This is a genomic window from Pseudomonas sp. WS 5021 (genome assembly GCF_012985535.1).
Taxonomy (GTDB): Bacteria; Pseudomonadota; Gammaproteobacteria; order Pseudomonadales; family Pseudomonadaceae; genus Aquipseudomonas.
The window spans coordinates 136,626-159,185 of sequence record NZ_JAAQWP010000003.1; the positions used below are offsets into that span (position 1 = coordinate 136,626).

General features: G+C 51.1%; 17 protein-coding genes and 1 pseudogene. 11 read left to right on the forward strand and 7 right to left on the reverse strand.

The features are described 5' to 3' along the window. The first annotated feature begins 5 nt into the window (after positions 1 to 5). Together glmS and HBO19_RS28455 are read left to right on the forward strand one after the other, a co-directional pair. Positions 6 to 1,838 carry a glutamine--fructose-6-phosphate transaminase (isomerizing) gene (glmS, locus tag HBO19_RS10595; RefSeq protein WP_170057472.1) on the forward strand — a complete coding sequence of 611 codons (1,833 nt, stop codon included), beginning with the start codon at positions 6 to 8 and terminating at the stop codon, positions 1,836 to 1,838. 690 nt (positions 1,839 to 2,528) lie between these two features. Beyond that, positions 2,529 to 3,155, forward strand: coding sequence for a hypothetical protein (locus HBO19_RS28455; RefSeq protein ID WP_262386257.1), 627 nt, complete (start codon positions 2,529 to 2,531; stop codon positions 3,153 to 3,155). A gap of 611 nt (positions 3,156 to 3,766) precedes the next feature. On the opposite strand, the gene HBO19_RS10605 is transcribed toward HBO19_RS28455, so the two are convergent. Next, positions 3,767 to 5,356, reverse strand: coding sequence for a TnsD family Tn7-like transposition protein (locus tag HBO19_RS10605; protein WP_170057474.1), 1,590 nt, complete (start codon positions 5,354 to 5,356; stop codon positions 3,767 to 3,769). Positions 5,357 to 6,034: 678 nt separating this feature from the next. Between HBO19_RS10605 and HBO19_RS10610 the strand changes: the two genes are divergently transcribed. The 3 genes from HBO19_RS10610 to HBO19_RS10620 are packed head-to-tail and all read left to right on the forward strand — an operon-like array spanning position 6,035 to position 10,340. After that, positions 6,035 to 6,997, forward strand: coding sequence for a hypothetical protein (locus HBO19_RS10610; protein WP_262386258.1), 963 nt, complete (start codon positions 6,035 to 6,037; stop codon positions 6,995 to 6,997). After that, positions 6,994 to 9,006, forward strand: a complete 2,013-nt coding sequence (locus HBO19_RS28460; RefSeq protein WP_262386259.1) for a transposase — start codon at positions 6,994 to 6,996, stop codon at positions 9,004 to 9,006. Before HBO19_RS10610 ends, HBO19_RS28460 begins: the two co-directional genes overlap by 4 nt. Continuing rightward, positions 9,003 to 10,340: an AAA family ATPase gene (locus HBO19_RS10620; protein ID WP_170057475.1), complete on the forward strand. Its 1,338-nt coding sequence runs from the start codon at positions 9,003 to 9,005 to the stop codon at positions 10,338 to 10,340. The genes HBO19_RS28460 and HBO19_RS10620 overlap by 4 nt, the downstream gene beginning before the upstream one ends. 22 nt (positions 10,341 to 10,362) lie before the next feature. On the opposite strand, the gene HBO19_RS28465 is transcribed toward HBO19_RS10620, so the two are convergent. Then, on the reverse strand, positions 10,363 to 10,668 hold the full coding sequence (locus HBO19_RS28465) for a hypothetical protein (RefSeq protein ID WP_262386260.1): 306 nt from the start codon (positions 10,666 to 10,668) through the stop codon (positions 10,363 to 10,365). A 169-nt stretch (positions 10,669 to 10,837) separates the two neighbouring features. Between HBO19_RS28465 and HBO19_RS10625 the strand changes: the two genes are divergently transcribed. Further along, complete coding sequence (locus HBO19_RS10625; RefSeq protein WP_170057664.1) at positions 10,838 to 11,590, forward strand: NAD-dependent deacylase; 753 nt, start codon at positions 10,838 to 10,840, stop codon at positions 11,588 to 11,590. Between the two features lie 17 nt (positions 11,591 to 11,607). Here HBO19_RS10625 and HBO19_RS10630 read toward each other — a convergent pair whose 3' ends face one another. The 3 genes from HBO19_RS10630 to HBO19_RS10640 all read right to left on the reverse strand — a co-directional run bounded on the left by HBO19_RS10630 (position 11,608) and on the right by HBO19_RS10640 (position 13,003). Then, on the reverse strand, positions 11,608 to 12,084 hold the full coding sequence (locus HBO19_RS10630; RefSeq protein WP_170057476.1) for an antitoxin Xre/MbcA/ParS toxin-binding domain-containing protein: 477 nt from the start codon (positions 12,082 to 12,084) through the stop codon (positions 11,608 to 11,610). A gap of 175 nt (positions 12,085 to 12,259) precedes the next feature. Continuing rightward, positions 12,260 to 12,538, reverse strand: a complete 279-nt coding sequence (locus tag HBO19_RS10635; RefSeq protein WP_170057477.1) for a hypothetical protein — start codon at positions 12,536 to 12,538, stop codon at positions 12,260 to 12,262. A 228-nt stretch (positions 12,539 to 12,766) separates the two neighbouring features. Next, positions 12,767 to 13,003 carry a DUF2790 domain-containing protein gene (locus HBO19_RS10640; protein WP_170057478.1) on the reverse strand — a complete coding sequence of 79 codons (237 nt, stop codon included), beginning with the start codon at positions 13,001 to 13,003 and terminating at the stop codon, positions 12,767 to 12,769. Positions 13,004 to 13,185: 182 nt separating this feature from the next. On the opposite strand from HBO19_RS10640, the gene HBO19_RS10645 reads away from it, so the two are divergent. Next, positions 13,186 to 13,710 carry a DoxX family protein gene (locus tag HBO19_RS10645; protein WP_222934689.1) on the forward strand — a complete coding sequence of 175 codons (525 nt, stop codon included), beginning with the start codon at positions 13,186 to 13,188 and terminating at the stop codon, positions 13,708 to 13,710. 1,130 nt (positions 13,711 to 14,840) lie between these two features. On the opposite strand, the gene HBO19_RS10655 is transcribed toward HBO19_RS10645, so the two are convergent. Both HBO19_RS10655 and HBO19_RS10660 read right to left on the reverse strand, forming a co-directional pair. Next, positions 14,841 to 15,686, reverse strand: coding sequence for a sulfite exporter TauE/SafE family protein (locus HBO19_RS10655; protein WP_170057480.1), 846 nt, complete (start codon positions 15,684 to 15,686; stop codon positions 14,841 to 14,843). A 14-nt stretch (positions 15,687 to 15,700) separates the two neighbouring features. Beyond that, positions 15,701 to 16,432 (reverse strand): GntR family transcriptional regulator, encoded by a 732-nt coding sequence (locus HBO19_RS10660; protein ID WP_170057481.1) that lies wholly within the window; start codon positions 16,430 to 16,432, stop codon positions 15,701 to 15,703. Between the two features lie 228 nt (positions 16,433 to 16,660). Between HBO19_RS10660 and iteA the strand changes: the two genes are divergently transcribed. The 4 genes and pseudogenes from iteA to HBO19_RS10680 form a co-directional block, all read left to right on the forward strand. After that, positions 16,661 to 17,971 carry an anti-phage ATPase IteA gene (iteA, locus tag HBO19_RS10665; RefSeq protein WP_262386261.1) on the forward strand — a complete coding sequence of 437 codons (1,311 nt, stop codon included), beginning with the start codon at positions 16,661 to 16,663 and terminating at the stop codon, positions 17,969 to 17,971. After that, entirely contained in the window at positions 17,928 to 20,198 is a 2,271-nt protein-coding gene (gene iteS, locus HBO19_RS10670) for a S8 family anti-phage peptidase IteS (protein ID WP_170057482.1), read from the forward strand. Before iteA ends, iteS begins: the two co-directional genes overlap by 44 nt. Positions 20,199 to 20,292: 94 nt before the next feature. Next, positions 20,293 to 22,062, forward strand: coding sequence for a hypothetical protein (locus HBO19_RS10675; protein ID WP_170057483.1), 1,770 nt, complete (start codon positions 20,293 to 20,295; stop codon positions 22,060 to 22,062). 291 nt (positions 22,063 to 22,353) lie between these two features. After that, a pseudogene (locus HBO19_RS10680) lies at positions 22,354 to 22,479 on the forward strand (transposase domain-containing protein); the annotation flags it as partial. Positions 22,480 to 22,560: the final 81 nt, after the last annotated feature.

Sequence of the window (22,560 nt, forward strand, 5' to 3'; positions counted from 1 at the left end):
AAACCATGTGTGGAATTGTAGGCGCAGTCGCTGAACGAAACGTTACCGCCATTTTGCTCGAAGGCCTCAAGCGCCTGGAATACCGCGGCTATGACAGTGCCGGCGTGGCGGTCTTCAGCAACGCGGGCAAGCTCGAGCGCATGCGTCGCCCAGGCAAAGTCAGCGAATTGGAACAGGCCCTGGCCGGTGAGCCCCTGGCGGGCCGCCTGGGCATCGCCCACACCCGCTGGGCGACCCACGGGGCACCGTGCGAGCGCAATGCGCACCCGCACTTCTCCGGTGATATCGCGGTGGTGCACAACGGCATCATCGAAAACCACGAAGTGCTGCGTGAACAACTCAAGGGCCTGGGCTACGTCTTTACCTCGGACACCGACACCGAAGTCATCGCCCACCTGCTCAACCACAAGCTCAAGGACCACTGCGACCTGACCACCGCCCTCAAGGCCACGGTCAAGGAACTTCATGGCGCCTACGGCCTGGCGGTGATCAGCGCCAGCCAACCGGACCGTGTGGTTGCCGCCCGCAGTGGCAGCCCGCTGGTGATTGGCCTGGGCCTGGGGGAGAACTTCCTCGCTTCCGATCAGTTGGCCCTGCGTCAAGTCACCGACCGCTTCATGTACCTGGAAGAAGGCGATATCGCCGACATCCGCCGTGAAAGCGTGGCGATCTGGGATGTCGACGGCAACTCCGTCGAGCGTGAAGCGGTGCAATACCGCGACGGTGCCGAAGCTGCCGACAAGGGCGAGTTCCGCCACTTCATGCTCAAGGAAATCCACGAGCAACCGGCCGTGGTGCAACGCACCCTGGAAGGTCGCCTTGGCGACAAGCAAGTACTGGTAAACGCGTTCGGCCCGCAAGCCGCCGAGCTGTTCGCCAAAGTGCGCAATGTGCAGATCGTCGCCTGTGGCACCAGTTATCACGCCGGCATGGTCGCGCGTTACTGGCTCGAAGAACTGGCTGGCATCCCGTGCCAGGTCGAAGTGGCCAGCGAGTTCCGCTACCGCAAGGTGGTGGTGCAGCCCGACACCCTGTTCGTGACCATCTCCCAGTCCGGCGAGACCGCTGACACCCTGGCCGCCCTGCGCAATGCCAAAGAGCTGGGCTACCTGGCGAGCCTGGCGATCTGCAACGTCAGCATCAGCTCCCTGGTACGTGAGTCGGACCTGACCCTGCTGACCCAGGCCGGTCGCGAAATCGGCGTAGCCTCCACCAAGGCCTTCACCACCCAGTTGGTGGGCTTGCTGCTGCTGACCCTGTCCCTGGGCCAGGTGCGCGGCACATTGGCTGCGGGCGTGGAAGCCACCCTGGTAGAAGAACTGCGCCGCCTGCCGACCCGCCTGGGCGAAGCCCTGGCCATGGACAGCACCGTAGAGAAAGTCGCCGAGCTGTTTGCCGACAAGAACCACACCCTGTTCCTCGGCCGTGGCGCGCAGTACCCAGTGGCGATGGAAGGCTCCCTGAAACTCAAGGAAATCTCCTATATCCACGCCGAAGCCTACCCGGCCGGTGAACTCAAGCACGGCCCATTGGCCCTGGTGGACGATGACATGCCGGTGGTCACCGTGGCGCCGAACAATGAATTGCTGGAGAAGCTCAAGTCCAACTTGCAGGAAGTTCGCGCCCGTGGCGGCCAACTGATCGTGTTCGCCGACGAAAAGGCCGGCATGACCAACGGCGAATGCACCCACGTCATCAACATGCCGCACATCCACGACACCCTGTCGCCGATTCTCTACACCATCCCGCTGCAATTGCTGTCGTACTACGTGGCGGTGCTCAAGGGCACGGACGTTGACCAGCCGCGTAACTTGGCCAAGTCGGTGACGGTTGAGTAATGTTTAGCGGTAACGAGAAAGGGTGGTTTTAGAGAATTAAAACTGTCGCTAGAGAATTAAAACTGTCGCAGGGGCCGGTGAGGTCTGCCAACCCCGTCTCCTGCGCTGATCTCCAGCCCTACGTCTGCTACCTCGCTTTCGTATAACCCGACGGACCGTTCCATGCAGTTGCGAATCCAACCTGATGAATCGCTTCGTTCGTATGTGGAACGAAATCTATTCCTCCACTTGAAAACCCCTACTTTAAATGTTTTTAGGGTGCCGGAACTCCGGTACTGTTTCTGGAAAAGTAGACAAGTAAAAACCATCGCTAATATCTTTGGGTGGCATGGCAGCTATGGATTTAATAAGTTAGTACATTTGCATACCGATTTCCCTATTCGCGGAGTTTTAAAGTCTAATAAAAGACTATCGTACTCGGAGTCAGAATTCTTGCTCGAGTCCTACACCTTTGATGACCTCACAAGAAACCGTTCTTATTGTCCATTATGCGTTCAGGAAGATATTCACGCCTTAGGGTACTCATACTGGAGGCGTGCTCATTCTATAGTTACTGTATGTGCTGTTCACAACGTTAAGCTCATCTCGCATTGCCAGTTTTGCGCAAAGCCGTTTTCCCTTAGTGGCCACGCTGTGAACGTGATGTGGAGCGGCTGTGCAGGGCGCTGTCTAGGTGATGCTGAACCTACGATGAACACGGATCCTGTGGAGCTACGGCTGGCTCAATTTTTCAAAAAACTCTGCACTCTCCAGTATCATATTTCTGCTGAGACGGCTTTACGTGTCATTGAGGAAAAACTCAAAGAAGGCATAGATGGTAAAGATTTTGAGTGGGATTTCAGAGGGGTATTTCCAAAAGTTAACTTGAGCGTTGAGAAGTTTTATGAGCATCGAGCTTTCAAGTTTCTAGTGAAACCTAATCACCTAGATTTATTATTTGAGTTGTTAGCGGTAGTATATGAGAAGTTCGAAATTTTTTTGGGTGATTATCTTCGTCACGAATCTGATCCTGAACCGATTGATTCTTACTGGAGTTCTTATCGTATTTCCCCGTACGGTTCCGAACAGTATATAGAAGAGAATTATTGTCTCGGGGTGGGGGTATGGACATGCCGCGATCCCGACGATTATAGGTCGGCCTGGCGAGATCCCCATCCGATCACATACCCCTGCTGCAACCTGGCTTACCCTCAACGTAAGGGGCATCAATTGAGCCCGGAGAGGGTAGGCGACGCACTCCCCAAGATACCCAGGCTTGGAAGTACCGGTTGGGCTCCACTTATCATGCGTAGGTCGCAGCTGTCCGATGAAAAATGACCGCCACGCCCCTTCGAGATGCGTCTAGCCGATAACATGACACGCCCATACGACAACACGTGGCGGTGTTGATAGCAAAAAGTATGTAGATGTCTCGGTCTAGCTCCTCCTATCCTGCTTCGTCGCGGGGTCAGCCAGTCCGCTCCTTTCGTATGTCCTGTATAGCAGGCGCCTGTCTCTCTGGAATGATTGACTATCTCGGGTGGTTCTCAGCCTGGATTAGCGTATGTGCAGTGGCCTTTTGGGTGGTTCCCGCAGCCATGGCTACGCTTGCTAGCACCTGATGAGGGTCGAATGTTGCGTCTATTGAGGCGTTGAATGACGTGAGGACGTGGAAGCTGCACCCTACTGCGGATTGACCATAGGACGACCGCAGGCATTCCTCAGTACTTTTTGATATGCCAAAAACTGTTGCTTCACAGCAAAGCGCCGTCTTCTGTTAAATAAATATATTTACTAATTAAATTAGTCCAAAAGTTGTGAAGGCAGATATAAGTAATACCGTGCGCGACCCACTAGATTTCAGTGTCATATTTTATTAAGTCAACAGGTGTGAATGTGAGAGATTATTTACGTACGGAAGGTAGTGATAAACTAATTCAAAGAGGTCGTTACGAAATTTCGGAGAGAAGCCTTCTCACTTTAGCGTAGTGGGACTTTTGCTCAAGCGACGAGAAGAGACTGGGAATTTTCTGATATAGATCACGCTTAAGGACTTTTTTAGAGATGCTAGAAGTTTCTATCAGCGCTTGCTTGACTAATGTACATAGATTTTCATCGCGAGCATCCCAGTCAACGCTCGCATGGTTACCGCCTCTACCACTAGGTAACAGGCTAGTTTGTGACGCTAGCCACGAACCATCGTTTCTATACAGCCAAGCATAAATATGAGGGATTGAACGTTTGATGATGTTAGTACTGGCATCTGGACGCTGACGGACAACGGTCATCCATTCCTGTCTCTGCTCGTCCCGCTTCCTAATGTATGCATTATTAGTTATTTTTTTTTCGATTAATGGATTGAGCCGCAAAATCCGATTTACGGTGCTTGTAGATATTTCAAAACGTAGGCAGACCTCTTTTTTGCTGCTACCTGATATTAGCGCTTGAAGGATTTTTTCTACCATGGAGTTGAAGATTTTTTTGGGTCTTGGAGTATTAGAGTTTTCTGAGGTTAATGGACTTTGCTGTTCGGTAGTTTGAGGTAGACATAACTTCTGGTTTTCCCCTGTTACTGAAATTTCTTGTTGCGATAGCTGTTGATAGGCGTCAACGAATGGTTCGAATCGCCCAAATAGCCACGAAATCAGCGTCAAATGTTTGAGTGGATGGCAATAGCCACGTGGCTTCCGGGTCATTTGCGAAATGAACCCTATTGCACACCGCTGTGAGCATGGTAATGATGAGAAGGGCGGATATGCTTGAAGCTCTGAGCAATATTGAGCAAAGCAGTCTGCAGCAGACTCGCGTGACTTCTGGGAGGTCCCTAAATTACTGAAAGCCCTCTTGTAGACTTGGGCTACCGCGCTGGTCTCAAATTGACCTGTAATCCCGAATTTGTATAGCTCCATAGCCAACGAAGACATGTCTTGGAGTGCTTTGAGCGATGTATGGTTGGTTTCTACTCGATCAGGCGATACAAGAGTTGACTCATCGGGAAGGAGCCACTGAAACCTTCTCGTCCATTGTCTATTTTCTTTAGACTCTAAAAGTAAAATACCATGCACTGTACATATGGTTACGCCAGGAATCTGATGAGATAAATGCCAATATGCTGAACCATGAATTAATCGGTCGGCATTAATACATTCAACACAAGCCTTCAATGGATGTGCTCCACCGAATCGGCCAGTGACAAGCCCAATGCTATATTTACAAGAGCCCAACCAACGGCCTTTCATTGCTTGCTTAAGAGCACAGACATGTTCAGGTGACTGGAACGGAAAGAATATAGGCGAGATTGTGTGCTCGCAGATTATTTCATCCGCATTACTCCATGCTAATGTTGCTTCATTACTCAGAAAATTTAGATTTCTTGGAAAGTCGTGCGCGAATGATTTGGCGCCATCTCCAAATAGATAGTTTAGGGTATCTTCAGGCGAATGGCTCCCCAAAAAAAGATGCTGCCGGCTACAAAGACTGTAAAAACATTCGTCCGGAAACCAGTTAAGAAATGGCGCTGGCTCATTGATGAAAATCATTTGAGTGCTCCTCAAAAGACCACCATAAACAAGTTTTTTTGATAGTGAAAGCTCTATAAGTTATTAAAGGATGAGCCGTTATTTCGTTATTTTAATAGGCACAAGTTGGCGCGGGCTGTCTGAAATTTAGCTCTATGGACCCTAGGGCAGGCGGGGATCTTGGGTGCGCTCCGTATAGGCGGAAATTGCTTTGCTGGGGGAATCGGCGAGTATACGCGTGGTGGATGCGCAAACTTGTTGTCAGCCGGGATTTTACGGCGTTAACATATTCTCTTTAAACATACTGATAGCTAAGAACGCACTGTGTGCGTATTGCCTGAGTCAGGCTACGTGATGGTGGACGGTTCACAATCGGCAGCAATGCCTAAGGTAAGCCCTATCGAGGGAGTTTCAGATGACAGCTAGCTAAAAGAGCGCTGGAATTCAATTAAGCAAGGGCCCAAGTGCGACCTTGGGCCCTTGTGGATAAGTCAGATAAGCACCCTGACTTGTCCATTGTCTATTCCTTGCATGTGAGACGTCAAGTCTCGCACGGCTTCGCTCATCCACAAGAATCTGCGTGTTATCCACAGTCGGACGCGCAGTGACCTGCCCGCAGGATAAGGGTTTCGCCGGTGTGCTTGTTTTTATCCCCAGCAAGCATGCCTCAGGAAATCCCGATGAGATTGGAATACTTGGATGAAACCGCAGGAACGATTTGACCTCATTATGAACCGCCAGAGCCGGTTTGAATGGGGTGGTGAATACATACCGTCCACGCTGGCGGTTCCACGCGAGGCGCCGAAGGGCTCTCGAATCAGTCGGCTGCGCAGTCGAAAGTTGAAACGCACTCTTCATCTCCTTTCGGGGCCCGAGAAGACATTTGCGCAATTAGCCCTTTATCACCCTGACCTGTTTGAGCTTCACGAGCAGAAAATGCTATGGCCAGTTAACTCAGGCCATCCGCTTAGAGGGCATCCGTTGACGAAAGGGACCTTCCCGCTCCCTCTGCGCGGCACTGTCGACATCGCGAGGGAGATTGGTTTTAAGCATTATGAAATCGTTGTGGAGGATGCGAGCGGCAACAGGTACAAAATGCCATACCCCTATCAGGGGGACCTTCTGCTGTACATTCGCAACAGTAAAGGGGAACCCTACGCCGTAAACTGGACTGTCAAGGATCAGGCCCTGGCTTTTCGTGAACGCCGCAGCAAGTCTGCGAAGACCCCTGTCCAACAGAGGAAAGACCGTGAGCACGCAGAGCTAAGAGGCGAGTTGGAGCGGCGGTACTACGCGAGCGCCGGCATCCGAACAGTTGAGGTTTCTCGTGATCTTATATCGCCTACGATCCAAGCGAATCTGGATCTCTTGTTTGGCATGCACGATCTTGATTTCTCGCTTGAAGCGGCTCTGCTGGAGGACTTCAGTGGCGCAGTGATTGATGCCGTACAAACTGAAAAACCAGTGGCTTATGTGGCGATTGAACACAGCGTTAGGTGGGGCTTCCGAGATCAATTCATCGCAAAGATTTACCAGGATATTTGGGATAGGAAAATACTCGTCGACTTCAACGAACCTATCTTGATTGATCGTCCGCTCATCACCGGTGGCTGCGATCTGCTTCAGGAGTTTGGCTCGTTTTTCGAAGAGACAGCTCCATGAGGGCAGGTTCACGGATCATCGCCCCTGAGGGGTTTCTCAGCCTTGTACAAGGCACTGTCTACCATTTTCTCGTCAGCGATGGCAGGCGAAACCGGGTTCGTCTGGTCGAATTCAAGGATAACGGGAAAAGCATCACTACTCATCTGATTCAACTGAGCCAGTTTGATTTTGAGGAAGCGATAGAGAATGGATGGTTGTTGGAGGATGGTGTGGCCGATTGTACTCCTCCTTGGCTAATACCCCTTGAAGGTGTGGCCATCGAACATCTGGAAAGCCGTCGGGCCTCATTCAAAGAGAGTTATGAGCAGAAGGTAAATAAGCGTTTTGCTGCAATCTCAAGCCTGGTCGCCCGGCGGGATGAAATTTTTGCGAGTGCAGATCCTGACGCTCTCATTAACGCTTACGCTAAAGCCTTGCGCCCCCATCAGAACGCTGCCCGGATGAGGCTCTGGTTTTATTCCTATGTAGTGTTCGGCCAGACCAAATGGTCCCTGTTGCCACCTCTTCACCGAATAGGGGCATGGAATCGAGAAGGACCTGGTCGAACCAAGAAGCTTGGTCGGCCCTCTCGCAAAGGGAAAAGACATGGCTACCGTTGTGATGCAGTTATGCAGCAGCAGATTTTGAAAGGCTTTCTCACTTATAAATCTCCCCACAAGACTCAAAACAAGATTTACAGCGAAATCGTCACGGAGGTTTTTGGTTGTGTTGCCGTCAAACAGAGTGGTGCGACAGTGGAATTTAGACATCCGCAAGGTAAGCCATTCCCTTCCTTCCCCCAATTTAAATATTGGCTATCTAAGATGGTTAGTGCGAAAGAGCTTCGTATCGCTTTGAGAGGAAAGCATGGCGCTCGTGCTCAATCAGGCTCCGAAGGAAGTTTTGCCGACAATCTCATCAACGTTAACCAGCGCATTGAGTTTGATGGCTACTACATATCCGAAAAGCTTTCAGGTCTGACTGAAGGTAGTGCTGTAGATAGTTTCTGTGTTGTCCGAGCTGTCTGTGCACTGTCAGGGATGGTGCTAGGGATTGGCTTTTCGGAAGGCAGCGAAAATATGGCCGCTTATCGCATGGCGATCTATTCCATGGCGTGCGAAAAGGTTAAATTCTGCGAGCAGTATGGTGTGGAAATCGGCGCGGAAGAATGGCCTAGTATGGGTCTTTCAGGTGGAATGGTACTGGATAGAGGCCCCGCTGCTGGCTACGAGGTAGAGCCAGAGATTCACTGGTTGAAGTCGGTAGAGCTGACACCTATCTACTCTGGCCAATCCAAGGCCACTGTCGAATCCTCTCACCCGAGGGATAAGAAAATACTCGGGCAGCCGACCTATTTTCATAGCAAGCTGGATTTTGTGCAGATGGCCAAACGGGAGATCCTGCGGGTTCTCAAAGACAATCACACCTCTGACGCGCGAATGCGTATGGACGAGGAAATGATTCTGGCCGGCATTAAGCCGACGCCACATGATATCTACAGCTACTGGAGCATGCGTGGTCGAGACTCCTCGATCGGCGTTCCTTTCGACACGGCTGTAAGACAGTTTCTTGATGTGCGCCCAGCTGCGATAAGAAAGGACGGCGTCTATTTCTACGGACGGAAATATAGATCCCGTGCTTTGGAAGAAACGGGAGTGTTTGATTTGGTAGCTCGGCAAGGTGTTATCAACACCTCAGCATATGTACAGGTCATGTGTGTTCGTCATATATGGATTGAGGTCAAAGGGGCTTTGTATGAGTTAGATTTTATGAGGTCAGTGCGTACTTCGCAGGGCACCAGAGATATCTCGCTTCGCGACTTGCAGAAAATTCACCAGGTACGCCTAGGCACCGCTGCAGATCTTCGAGAAGAGCGGCCTGCCCATGAGCAACATTTCGACGACAGATTTAAACAGAGTACAGGCGAGGATTGGGGCGCTGGTGAGCGCAAAACGGGACGGCCTTCGAAAGGCGGCGCTGCACTGCGTGACAGTGCCGATTTCAACCGTTTCAGGGGTGCGACGAAATGAACAAAACCATCGAATCTCGTTTCGACGGTTATATGGACATTGAAAGCATCCGTAAACGAGTGATTTTGCGACCAGAGCCTTTAACGGATTTAGAGGCTCTTCCCCCATTGATCGGTGCTGAACTACTCAATGAGAGGCTGAGGGAGATCTACCTTCCTACCGAATTCGCCCTCAACTTTATTCATGAAATGATAGGTTTGGCGTATTTGCACAACCTCAAGGTCTTCAGCAGTGAGGCTGGGTACGCTGCCAGAATCTTCAAACCTCCAGAGGTTGAGGTTTTGCCAGTCTGCTTTACTGGCCTGGCGGGCGTTGGTAAGAGCCAGACGATTGCTGCCCTCCGGAGCGCTCTGCCTCCACCGGTAGAACTCACTTGTGACCTATATCAGGGAACCGTCGAATTGAGCTCCCTTTGGTATGCGAGCGCTCGCGGCAAAGCAAGTGGTAAGCAGCTTCTCGTGGATTTCGTTCAGGGCAGCGGTCATGACGTGCATGGCGGCACTCTGAAAAAATTGCTCGTGGAATGCCGTCGGCTATCCAACCGGGACGGCGTCACGCAGGTCGTTCTGGATGAGACCCAGCACATCAATACTGGTGAGGGCGCCTCTAAGGTGACCGATATCCTGCTGACGATGGCAGCCATCGGCCCCCCTGTGATCTTTGTGTCCAACTACAGCCTCGTGCACAGGTTGTTTCGTCGTAACAGTGAAGACAAGCAGAGGCTGCTTTCCGAGCCACGGATCATGCTGCCCGATGATCCCAAAAGCCAGGATTGGGCTGACTATGTGAACGAGTGCGTGAGGGTCAGTGGCGACCGCATCAAAGTAGGCAAAGATGAATTTGCGGCTGAGCTATACCGTTCCACCTTTGGCATCAAGCGACTCGCTGTACAGTTGATAAAGCTTGCTTACATTGAATGTCGTGCCGCCGGTAGGAGACGGATTGAGCTTGAAGACCTACATAAGGCCTATCGATCCAGTACGTACACCAGCAACGCGAGAGATGTCGAAGACCTACAGCTGGAAGCGATCAGCAAAGGATCCAGCAAGCGCTTGGACCTGCAGTGTCCATTCGACTTACCCGTTGAGTACAAGTCGAACGTAGTGAACTTTGCCCGGGCAGATCGTGACCAGCGTGTGCAGGCAAGGGTTTTCGAGTCGTCGGCTACTGAGGCGGAACGCTCAATACTGAAGCATATCGTCTTACCGGAAGAGAAAGCCCCGGCCAAATCCACTCGGCGTGTGCCTGTCCCAAAGGCGACTGATGAGGACTTAATGCGATCCTTCCGTCAGTACATGGAGTCGCCGCCATCCGGCCCCAAGAAGCCGAAGTAGATGACCTGACTACGGATGTCGATCAGTGACTATCACGGAAAAAGTCATCCTTGGCGACCCGTCCGAAATCATCTCCCGGCCATGTGGGATCAGTCTCAAACATGTGTGCAGTTCGTCGTTCCTGCTTGAGGTAAGCAAGGGTTGCTAGAAAGCAGGTTTCGCAGAGATGTACCTCATAGTGTTCGCCGTCATGCATCGCACCATAGCCCCAATGCGCGTTGAGAATCCCATACTCCAAGTTGCCGCTTCCTAGACGCGTCGAGCAATCGCATACGTCACAACGCACGTCGGTCACGGCTTCGACTTCTACACGACCAGTTATTTTCATCCCATCCAAGTCTCCGTCAACGCACACAGCAAGTTTAGATGCTCATAGCCTGGCTGGTCTGCCATTGGTCGACGCTTACAGAACCGCCCGGTTGCAGTAGCGGGGGTAGAGGCCTCAGGGTTAAATTGGAACGTATTCGGCGACAGTCGATGAGGATCTTGAAGTGGGAATACAACGAGCGGCAGAAGTGTTGATGACGTCCAAGAGGGTGGTTTTCTTCACAGGTGCTGGTATCTCAGCAGATAGTGGAATACCCACCTTCCGCGACAAACTCACCGGTCTGTGGGAGAAGCATGACCCACAACGCTTAGAAACAGCGGAGGCTTTCCGTGAGAACCCTGCTCTTGTGTGGGGATGGTATCTCTGGCGGCGACGCCAGGTTAGCCAAGCGAAACCTAATTCAGCCCACCTTTCCATTACTCAGCTGGCTAAAGCTGGCTGGGACGTCTCGGTTGTCACTCAGAATATCGATGATTTGCACGAGCGAGCAGACTCGAAGGGTGTGGTACACCTTCACGGCAGTTTAATGAGTGCGAAATGCTTTGCCTGTCATCGCCCGGTTGAATTGACTTCTGAGCAGCTGCAGATTGCTGAGGAAGGGAGGCTGGTCGAGCCTCCCCGATGTGCCCGCTGTAAAGGCAGACTTCGACCGGGGGTGGTGTGGTTCAAGGAGAACTTGCCTGAGGAGGCTTGGCGATCAGCCGTTCGGCTTGTGAGAAATTGTGAGTTGCTAATTTCAGTTGGAACCTCTGGTGTGGTAACGCCCGCTGCAGATATTCCAGACATGGCCCTAGCAGTTGGGGCTACGGTGATTCATGTCAATCTTGAGGATGTGGGGTTAGACAGAGCAAATGAAATGATGCTACTGGGGAACGCTGGAGAGGTTTTGCAGGCTCTGCTCCGATCGGTAGGCGTCGAATGAGTTCCGGCCCTTACTTATCAAGCCACACCTCCCCACTCTAGAGCATGGAGTGCTCGGCGAATTTGCCGGGCGCCGATTTCAGTTTCGCAGAGCAGAATCGGTGCCAAGCCGTCGAGGGCTTTGTTTGACCTCGACATCCATTGGGCAACAACGTCCCGGTCTCCAAAGGTCGACTCGGCCAAGTTAGAAATGGAAGCTATGCGATCTAGGCGTTCGGAAGTAACGGCATCAAGAGCTTTATGGTCTTGTATATTTCGTTTAAACGTCGTTACAGAAGTATTCAATAAGACACTTGCGGAGTGCTGTGGAAGATTAAATGTCAGAACCATGGCCTGAAAAAGATGAGCAGGGAAGCCGATCTTTATTTGGAGCAGGCGCTCAGATTCCTTGAGTAGGTGGCGGCTGGAACTGAACTGCCAAAATTCCCCAGCCCAAGCGGTAGTCGATCTACCTTTCTTCTCATTTTGTCGCCTTTCAGCTTCTGAGCAGTTCATGATCGCACCTTCACCTTATAGAAAGCCACTCCGGATGAAGTATAGCAAAACTCTGCCTCTAGCCGTGGAAGCTTTCTCAAAGTAGCGTAAGCCCTGGTCTCGACAGTTTTGCGCATTCTCTACTGCGCTGAAGGAGACGTAACTCAAGCCTGTGGCGCGAGAGTTTTAATTCTTTTTAAACAACGAGGCTAACTAGTTTAAACAGCTGGCCAACGCTGCTGATGCACAATCTTTTTTCACTCTTTATGGCGAAGTCCAACGTCCTGAGCGCATTGGTTAAAGCACGGCCGTAATTCTCAGCAAGGGGGAAGAATTGGGCGCTGAAATTTCCATGGGTAGTACTGTTTTGCTTGGTGGCGACGGCTTTTTCATTGTCGTATGCCACCGGCATCTCATTACGGAACTCAGGAAGTTTCCCCATGGCGCCAGAACCTGTCTGCGTCATCTGGATCAATTGAGCTTCCCATGAAAGCTCGTACAAACGCTTAAAATATCGCCAAGATGACTCTCAGATCACGGACTTTTACTTCAGCCAATTAGCGCAGCGTCTTATCTAGAAAGCTTCATCAAACATTAATCAAAAGCCATGTCTGATTAGAGCTTTTGATCCGCTCATCTAAGTCCTTGACCATTAGTGAGGCAGTTCACCTCTTCACCCATTACAAGTGATTGACTCTTGCCATTAGCCACCCGAGCAACCATTACCCCAAATTTTGTACTTAAACTCTTTTAGCTCACCAGCTGAGTTCTTATAAACCATAGTATTTTCGACGATCCCACATGCATCATAAGGAGCAGGATCGACCCGTACCACTTCTTTAATATCAAGCTTCTCTTGTGTCTCAGGCGCATTTTCTGCAAAGGCTGTCTGTACACTCATTGCTAAAATCGCCGCAACCACTATAGATGTGAAACGCATTATTGCTACCTCAGTCAGGATTGTTGGTGAAGAGAGATTGTTCAAAATAGATTAAGGGTGCATTAATAAAGTTATAACAAAAAGTTTAACATTTGATCGTCGTTAACTTAACCCTGCCTTAATGTACGGAGGTTGAAATATATGTACATAGTAACTCCATTGTTGTGAGCGAGCACATCAGCATGAAGAAAGTACCCACACCCATGCCGTTATGGCGGAAAATACTAGAATTGTCTTTGGCTCTTCCGGCGCAAACAAAAATTGTGGAGCTTGCTCCTTTGATTATTCGTCTAATAGTGGGCTACGGCTTCATGGCTCACGGACTTGCTAAACTCTTAAGAGGGCCTGAATCATTCGCTGTCGTGTTACATGCGATAGGTACGCCGACTCCATACCTAATGTCGGTCATTACAATCATCATAGAGATTTTTGGTGGCTTGGCTATTTTGGTTGGAGCATTTGTTACGCTTGCAAGCATTCCTATGATGATCGTCTTGCTGGTTGCAACCTTCACCGTGCACCTGCAGTACGGCTTCAGTTCAATAAAGATTCTGGCCGTCACTTCCGCCGGCGCGCAGTTTGGGCCTCCCGGCTACGAAACTGATCTTTTGTACTTGGCAGGCCTTCTATCCCTGATCATCGGTGGTCCTGGTCGGTTTGCAGTCGATACACTGTTGAGAAAAAAACTGAGGAGTACGTGCAACTAAATAGACGAGTAATTCGAAGCTGTATGCCTTCTTCAAACTTGAACGTTGGCTTAAACCTTGTTCAAGCGCTATACCAAACGCCCCTCGACTTTAGCTGCCTTTACAGGCAGCTTTTTTTTGTAATTTTATTTCTTGTAAATCCAAAAACGCTTTACCGTTAATAGTGATTTCTAGCAAACCTGGTTCAATGATATCTGGCGTAAAATTGTGATATGTCTTAAGGACATACAGATATGTAGCGTTACGCGGCTTTGTAGTAAACAAATCAAACATAAGATGGATAAAGAATTTAGGGTTTTTCGAGACACTGACATAACTCTTTTTCCAGAATCACTACCTCTGGACTAGAGAGATGCCAAGCGTATGGCGCGAGGAGCAGGGCTTGTCACTGGGAAAAGACCCGCAGTCAAGGGCCTCAGTGGATGAAGGTGATCGTTCAGAGCTAATCATTAATGATTTTAAAGTTGCTTTTAGCGAAGTATGATCTTCAGAAACCTTGTTTTCAGACTCAAGCGATCAGCAAACATTTTGGTTTGCGAGAATTTGATATCCAAACGTCCTAAATAGCATTGACTGAAATATGTGCACCGACAATCGAATATGAGATCGAGTGCATCGCGTCTTATCAGTATTTAAAAGTTTGTTGTATGATGGGGAAAGCGCCGGCGACAAATTTTCTAGCAACAGCTTAATGCCAGGTAGGTTGTGCCCAAGAGATTTCAATCATAGGTATTTTATTTGCGAATAAAAAAGCTTTAACCCCACCGGCGCTAGGGTGATACGAAGTTATGTTGTAATTTGCTACAGCCCGAACGATATTCCTATTGCAATAATTGCCAGAATGAAAATTGAAATAGCGGCGAGCACATAATCTCGAGCTTGAAAAAATAGCATTAGGACTGTGGCAACACGTATAACTGGAAGAGCAATAAAAACTGTGACGCCAATCCTAACTAGGGTGTACCCAAACTTTGCAATGATAAGATCATCAACAAATCGATAAAAAACTCCGAGCGCGACACCGAAGGTTATAAAAGCTATAGCAAATAATGTTCCATACCAAAGCAATCTCGCAATTATCAGATCACGGCGTTCGTTAGTTTCTATACGGAAATTCATTCAGAGGTTGCTCATACTTGAATACCTAAAGCACTCATCAACATTTGGACCGCGAGAACTCCGAGGATAATAACAAAGCCTATACGCAGTTTTTCAGATGAGATTCCGATTAATAGCCGTGCCCCAATCAGAGCCCCCACTACAGAGCCAAGCGCAACAGGACCTGCGATATTCATATCAATATCACCACGGGCTAGGTAAACAGCGGCACTGGCTGCTGCGGTTACACCGATCATGAAATTTGATGTGGCAGAGGAGACCTTAATAGGCAGGCGTAATGCTTTGTCCATTGCGGGAATTTTCAACACGCCCGATCCAATACCGAGCAAAGCGGACATCATACCTGCGAAGTACATTAGAAACATACCAAGGGGTACTCGACCTACGCTGTAAGGAATTTCCTTACCAAGCACTGCATCTGGGTAGCTTGAGTGCAGCTGTAGGGTTGTGCCCCAATCTTGCTGACCTTTCTCGACGAGGCTGACAACCTCACGGCGCTGAGCCAGCATTTGCTGCGCAGAAAGAATTAGAATGAAGGCGAATAATCCGTACAAAAAAGAAGTTGGGATGAGACCGATTAACAAAGCGCCGGTTAGTGCCCCAAAAGTCGTGGCGGACTCCAGCACGATAGCAAGCCGCACATTAGTTAGTCGTTCTTTTAGAAAAGACGAGGCACTCCCGCAGGAGCATGCAATCACAGAGATAAGACTTGCACCGATTGCGACATGAAAATCAATACCAAAAAACATAGTGAGAATTGGCACGATGAAGATGCCGCTTGCCATGCCCAGTACTCCCCCCAGAGCGCTAGCACCAAATGCAGCTATGAATAATAAAAAGGTAGTTGATAATTCCATCGAGCCAACCTCGCTTAAGAGCCCAAACGTCGGGACAACTTTGTAGAAAACCGGATTGCATCACCTCTGTAGTAAAGTTTTTCGTAATCGACCGGTTGCTGATCACCACTATAGGAAGTGCGCTCAATCAGAAAAATTGGAGCACCGACCTCAATTCCGAGCGCTTGTGCCACATGCTCGTTCGCAATCGCCGCTTCAAGTTGGTACCAGGCGTCCGTAAGTGGTAGAGCGTATTTGTTTTCGAGCAAATCAAAAATCGGCATTACATCGAGGTCGTTACTCACAACCTTTTCGCCAATCTCCAGCGGCAGGTAGGTTTCATCGAAGGACATTGGAACGCCATCGGCAAGGCGCACACGTTCAATGCGATAAACGTGAGCTCCAAGCGCAACGTTAAGATGTCGGGCAACCTCGCTACTCGCCGGGACGATGCGCTTATCCAGCAAGCGCGAACTAGGATGTAGTCCAAGGACCAACATGTCTTCTGCAAAACCAGTGAGTGTGGTGAGGTCTTGCGTGAGCTTTGGCTGCGTTACGAAAGTGCCCTTACCTCGACGTATTTCAACCACGCCGCGAGCTATGAGGCTCTCCACTGCCTTGCGGACCGTTGTTCGACTAACGCCGAATCGCTCTATCAATCCGTCTTCTGCGGGTAGCCGGTCATTAGGAAGAAGAATTCCATTTGTAATCTCTGCATTCAGGGTCGCTGCGACCATGGCATAAAGCGGCAAACCATCAAAATTCATTTGTTTATCCCAAAATCTGAGTCGTCATGATATCACGACGTAGTGACATCATGATGTCGTATATTCTACTTCACCTTGACGACTCATAACACCGGAAAATCAGTGGATAGCGGAATAACCATCCCAGATTCTGGACGATGTCCAACGCGGTTCGCACCGTATTAAGTCTCACCCCATAGGCCCCCGACAAAGCCTGTTCACTGGAAGCTGACCGCCAACGGGGAACCTTTGAGCAGTCATATCCTTGGCCAGCGCGCCAGTAAGGTCCGGCGAATCAAAATTCGACAAAAGCGGAACGATTATGAATCTATACGCTACACTCTCGCCGAAATCCGTAACAGATTACTCCTTGAGCGAATCAAAACCGTGGAATACCTTTCCGAAATCTTAAAGATCCTGGATGGAGCTCTCAAGGCAAATGCCAGCATGGCTTCCAACTACGCTGGTCTCTTGGCTGACAAGCTTGAGAACGATGGTGATAAAAAGCAGGCCCGCATGATCCGAGAGCGACTGGCGCGTGCTCCTGTCGCTCTAGCCAACGCGCAAGATGCTGCCAACGGACTTAGCCTGTCGAATTTGCCTACCGACGGTGAAAGTCACCTGCATACGGTAGACGTGAGCTATCCGGTACCGGACCATGAATTGCTGATTCTCTCAAGCGCCGTGGATAGCCGGATTCAGGAGTTCCTGGCGAACATCAATCGGTATGATGATCTCGCCAGAGTCGGTGCCGCCATGCCAAGTCGACTGCTGACCTATGGGCCTCCCGGCACTGGTAAGACTCGGCTCGCCCGCTACGTCGCGGCCAGCCTCGGGATGCCGCTTCTCACTGTTCGATGCGACACTCTGATCAGCAGCCTGCTGGGCCAGACCAGCCGAAATCTGCGTCGAGTGTTTGAGTTCTCACAACAGCGGCCCTGCGTCTTGTTTCTCGATGAGTTCGATGCGCTGGCAGGTGCCCGTGGTAATGAACGCGACGTAGGTGAGCTGCAGCGGGTCGTCATCGCATTGCTTCAGAACATTGATGCAGTTCCGGAAAATACGATTGTCATCGCGGCGACCAACCACGATCAGCTTCTGGATCCTGCTGTATGGCGTCGCTTTAGCTTCCGGATCCCATTGGGCGAACCCGATTTGGCGCTGCGTACCCTGCTGTGGAAGCAATTCCTGGCACCGTTTAATTCCGAAGAGTTGGATCTCTCCAAGTTGGCTAAGGTTTCCGCAGGTATCACCGGCGCGAACATCGAACAGGTTTGCCTCGATACCAAGCGCGCGGCAGTGCTTTCCAACAAAACGGTCATTGATGAAGACCAACTGTTCCGCAGATTGGGTTTAAATCTTGCGCTGAGTGATGGCCGGGTGCTATCTACTGTAGAGTCTGAAATTCGGTGGCTTAATGGATGGGCACCTCGATACTTCTCCCTAAGAACATTAGGGAGGCTGTACGACCTATCGACTAGGCAAATCACCAAGATCCTCAAGGAGGAGATCGTAAGTGGCCCGCAAGAACTTGCCCCCTGGGCATTCGCTGAATGCTAGGGTTGAGAACCCCTTTATTCATATCCCGTTTCAAGCGCGGGATCTCAACGCTGTAGATGGCAACGCCAGAAGTCCTAAACCGCTGCTGGATGTTGATGATGCCTACCGCCAGGCCCTCTCGAAGGGCTTGGCAAGCGCAATGGCAGCGCTTTCACGAGAAAAAGCACTCCATCCCAATGCATTGACGCATTTGGTTCTCAAGCTGCGGGAACAGGGAATCGCTAAAACCCACAGGCCTATCAAGTTAGCTGAAGAAGCCAGCCTTCAACCTGCAGGGCACGCTCGTATCAACGAAATGCTCGTCGGTGCGTCGTCACAAAGCTTGAACGATTTGAACAGGGTGATACTCCAGCGCGGGACGCAGAAGATTCTTCATAACCTGAGCGTGATAGAAGAAATTCAGCCTTGGAGCCGTCAGCGGCGGAACCCAGAAGGCAGCGTGCGACTGTTGGAGCACGGCCGTGCGGTGTTGCGACTTTTCCAGTACCCGCACGACGCCTTCAATGCATTCAACTACGAGACCGTGCAGCGCACGTTGAAGTCGTTAGCACTCCCCTTTATTGAGATTGCCCAAGGCCGAGGCTTGCCAGTATTCGCCATTCGGGATCTAGACAAAATCAAAGATAATCATCTGGAGTTGTTGCTCGATTTTCCCGGTATCCGAACAGTCTTCGCCGAGCCGATATTCCGGCCACGCCAGACGGTCGCAACACCTCAAAGCGCAGTGAGTGCCGCTCAGGCCTCGGCTAATCTGGACGGTCTGCCGACAGTTGGAGTCTTCGATACCGGAGTAAGTCCCTCGGCCAAAGCGATCGCTCATTACGTGGCTTCGCGCGACCCTTACGTACTGCCCCCGGATACCAACTACGAGCACGGCACTGCGGTTGGATCACTGGTCGCCGCCGGAGCTCATTTCAACAATAAGCACGCGTGGCTGCCTTCAACGCCTGCAATGATTCATGACGTTTGTGCTCTGGAAATCGGTGGATCCAACATGTCGGATTTGGAGCTGCGGCTTAGCCAAGCAGTGCGCCGGCGTCCCGACGTTAAAATATGGAACATTTCGATCGGCGGCGATCCATGTGACGAAAGCCTATTCAGCGACTTCGCCATGACAATGGATGAGCTAAGCGACAAGTACCAAGTGCTCTTCGTGGTTGCAGCCGGGAATTACAACGACGAGCCTCGGCGGCAGTGGTTAACGCCTACGACTTTAGCGGACAGAATTTCTTGTCCTGGTGAGTCAGTGCGGTCACTGACTGTCGGTTCAATCTCACATATTGATGCGGTTGGCGCACTGTCTTCTGTCGGCCATCCAGCCCCATACTCGCGCTCTGGTCCTGGACCGGTGTTCACACCGAAACCCGACATCACCCATGTAGGTGGGGGTGTGCACGCGCCGTGGAACGCCGGTCAGGCAAGCCTTTTAGTTCTTGGTCCTACTGATCAACTGCATTATTCATTTGGAACGAGCTATGCGGCACCGTTGGCGTCGAGCATGGCTGCTCATGCCTGGCGGGCCATCGCCGGTCGGCCGGGGCTTGATCCGTCGCCGTCGCTGGTCAAAGCGCTGATGATCCATGCCGCTCAGCTCTCGTCGCCTGATTACGACGCCTATCATCGCCGCTACCTCGGCGCTGGGCGGCCGGATGATGTATTGAAAGCGCTCTACGATTCCGATGACAGCTTCACCTTGGTGTTTCTGGCCAATCTAGTTCCTGGAAACATGCGTTGGCGGAAGGCTAACTACCCTATGCCAGACGTGCTGATGGATGGGGACAAATTCCGCGGCGAAATCATCATCACGGCTGCTTACGCTCCACCGCTGGACCCGAACGCTGGAAGTGAATATGTACGGGCGAACATTGAGTTGAGCTTCGGACTCATCCATGGCGAGACAATCAAGGGAATGGTTCCTATGGATAGCGATGAGGGACGAAGTGGTTATGAGGCTGCGCAGATCACATGCGGTAGCAAATGGTCACCCGTAAAGTTGCATCGCAACAGCTTCCCTAGAGGCGTCACAGGTGAGCAGTGGGGACTACAGGCGACTGCTCTGCTGCGTGCATATGAGCCAGCTCTGATAGAGCCATTGCCAGTCCATATCATTGTCACAGTTCGGTCGCTGGATGGAGATCTACAGGTTCGCGCAGCAGGCCTTCGAGCCCTTGCCCAGACCAACTGGGTGAACACACCATTGCCCGTGCGAGTACCGCTTCGCGTTTGATTACGATGATTGGTGTAGCCTGATAGATATCGGCCGTAGACTCTTGGGTCGTATTTTCTATCTATCAGGTCAAGAGGCCCGTGAGGAGATAGGGATGTTCAATTTGTTGGTTGCTGGCTATAGCGAGATGTGGGAGACCCCGCCGTATTCATTCGGGCTAGGACGATTTAAGGAGTACAGCGGCATTGAAGCCGCGGCGATAGATCCGGCTCGTCCTGAGTCTATGCGTCGACTGGAGGAGGTGCCCACCCTACTGATGTATGAGGTGGGGGCCGGCGGGCCTCATGCCCGAGTAGTTCGTCACGGACGTATACGGAATATCTCACGCAGGGCGAACGAACTGACCTTTGCTTTTGAACCTGACCAACAACATGCCTTCCTAGATAGGTCACAGGTTCTCAGCATTGCCGACCGCCTTGGAATCGATCAATTCGAGAAGCATCGTACTCACTGGGCAATCAAGGATGGTGAACTTCCCCCCGAACTAATTGCCACGGGAGTCGCTGAACGCATACAGCGTCCTGTCACAGTTGTCGCCGCAGAATTCACCGAAGCAAAACGAGAGCGCCGTGGACCTGAAGCGACCGACCTCGAAGAAGAGCTTGGGGGTTATCCGCCATCGCTAGAGAAAGCGATGGCATTGCTCCCAGCTCGAATTCTCCAGCATCCAACACCCGAACTCTTTCCAATTCTTGGCATTGAACCTCGTACAGCCGAAGGACGTAATGCATTGATGGCTGTACTCGCCCGAGATGCTAGGGGCCGGCAATTACCGCAGGACTGGTCCTTTTCCCTTGCTTGGTTCCTTAGCCTTTATGGTAGTGCCACTGAGAGGGCTCGGCTTAACACGGCTCTATCTGATTGCGCGCAACGAATGATCGAGCTAGGAGGGGATGAGTCAGATCGAGACGGGCTAGTTGAGGAGATTGGATATGCGCTTTGGCGAAGTAGTAGAAACCGAATGCTTGTCGGGCGCCTTCGCCGAGAAACCGCAGTCCTTACTGATCGGCTGATCAGGCGACAGGAGCAGTTAGGCTGTTGGCGGGATCGATCTGGAGGCGACTCGATTGAAAGCGTACGAGCCACGGCGTTCGCTACAGTTGCCTTACAGCGCATAGGGGACGACCGGTATCATCAAGCGATTGGGCAGGCTGTTGCTTGGCTCTTGACCACAATCTTGCCCGAGAGCGGAGCTTTTCCACGGGATACTATCAACCGCGAGCCCGATCTCATCAGCACAGTTTTGGCGCTGGAAGCAATTCGTAGGTCGGATCAAGCAGATGAAATTCCTCATGTTCTCGAATCTGGAGAGGCCTGGTTAGTGGCTGGGCAGACGATTCTCGGGGGGTGGGAGGCTGACCCATGGACTGAGGATTTTACGGCTGGGGTAATTTTGGATTATTTGGCTAACAGGGGCCAAATGCTTGCGCAAGTAGACGGGTTTCTGTTGATGGCCCGAGACTTCTTCAGAAAAGCGGAAGAACTGCAGTTGGAGGGTGGAGCGAATAATCGCCGGCTTGCTGCAATTGCCACGGTTCACGCTGTCGAGATGTTTCTTTACGGACTCTTCGAACGGCGCGAAGACCTGGCCCTTTCAGCCTTCAAAGAGAACGGAACTGAGACTTTAGGGCCCCGAGAGGCATTGCGAGCATTGCAAGACGCTCTTCAGCGAATTGGGGTTTTAACAGCTCCTCAGCGTCTACCTCATCGCGATAGGATCAGCGCCCTTATTGGTCGTCGGGATGGCATCATCCATCGCGCTCATGAGGTGAGTGAGGCTGAGCTGTCGGAAGGCATGCGCGATGCGAGGAGCTTCATAGACCGCTTCGCAAAACTATTGTTAAACCTAGATCTATTGCAATAGAAGGGCGGCGTGTCCAGGGAGCCAGGGGCGATTCAAATGTACTGAAATGGCAAAGCTGATGCTTAGCTCAATACGGGGCTAACTTCTTCTAGCACGCGCCAGAAACTGATATCCAACGTAACCGTCCGGCCAAGTCATCTACTCAGCCCCGCGAAGCCAAGACATGGTGTGCACTTAATTTTAAGTGGGCACCAGCTCTAGCCTTTTTAGGCGGATATTTCATGCAGACAACAGGCTGTTCCTATTCCAAGTCTTTCAAGGCCCCGGTCATTCAAGAGTGCGCTTAGCCCGGCGCTTCGATTGAACGAGCATGACCCGTATGGCTATCTCAAGGATGTGCTTACGCGGTTGCCGACACAGAGGGCCAGTGAAATTGGACAGTTGCTGCCGCACCAGTGGGTAGCTCCATCGCATTGATCTAATGGGCGTAACCCACTAGATTTCCCATTTTTTCCCCTGTCGTTGGCTAGATTTTCTTAACCGCGCCAAGATTTTCTT

Bases quoted from the DNA above. Each gene is read 5' to 3' on its own strand.
- glmS (WP_170057472.1), top strand. From the start codon at position 6: ATGTGTGGAATTGTAGGCGCAGTCGCTGAACGAAACGTTACCGCCATT.
- HBO19_RS28455 (WP_262386257.1), top strand. From the start codon at position 2,529: ATGAACACGGATCCTGTGGAGCTACGGCTGGCTCAATTTTTCAAAAAA.
- HBO19_RS10605 (WP_170057474.1), bottom strand. From the start codon at position 5,356: ATGATTTTCATCAATGAGCCAGCGCCATTTCTTAACTGGTTTCCGGAC.
- HBO19_RS10610 (WP_262386258.1), top strand. From the start codon at position 6,035: ATGAAACCGCAGGAACGATTTGACCTCATTATGAACCGCCAGAGCCGG.
- HBO19_RS28460 (WP_262386259.1), top strand. From the start codon at position 6,994: ATGAGGGCAGGTTCACGGATCATCGCCCCTGAGGGGTTTCTCAGCCTT.
- HBO19_RS10620 (WP_170057475.1), top strand. From the start codon at position 9,003: ATGAACAAAACCATCGAATCTCGTTTCGACGGTTATATGGACATTGAA.
- HBO19_RS28465 (WP_262386260.1), bottom strand. From the start codon at position 10,668: ATGAAAATAACTGGTCGTGTAGAAGTCGAAGCCGTGACCGACGTGCGT.
- HBO19_RS10630 (WP_170057476.1), bottom strand. From the start codon at position 12,084: ATGAACTGCTCAGAAGCTGAAAGGCGACAAAATGAGAAGAAAGGTAGA.
- HBO19_RS10640 (WP_170057478.1), bottom strand. From the start codon at position 13,003: ATGCGTTTCACATCTATAGTGGTTGCGGCGATTTTAGCAATGAGTGTA.
- HBO19_RS10645 (WP_222934689.1), top strand. From the start codon at position 13,186: ATGAAGAAAGTACCCACACCCATGCCGTTATGGCGGAAAATACTAGAA.
- HBO19_RS10655 (WP_170057480.1), bottom strand. From the start codon at position 15,686: ATGGAATTATCAACTACCTTTTTATTATTCATAGCTGCATTTGGTGCT.
- HBO19_RS10660 (WP_170057481.1), bottom strand. From the start codon at position 16,432: ATGAATTTTGATGGTTTGCCGCTTTATGCCATGGTCGCAGCGACCCTG.
- HBO19_RS10675 (WP_170057483.1), top strand. From the start codon at position 20,293: ATGTTCAATTTGTTGGTTGCTGGCTATAGCGAGATGTGGGAGACCCCG.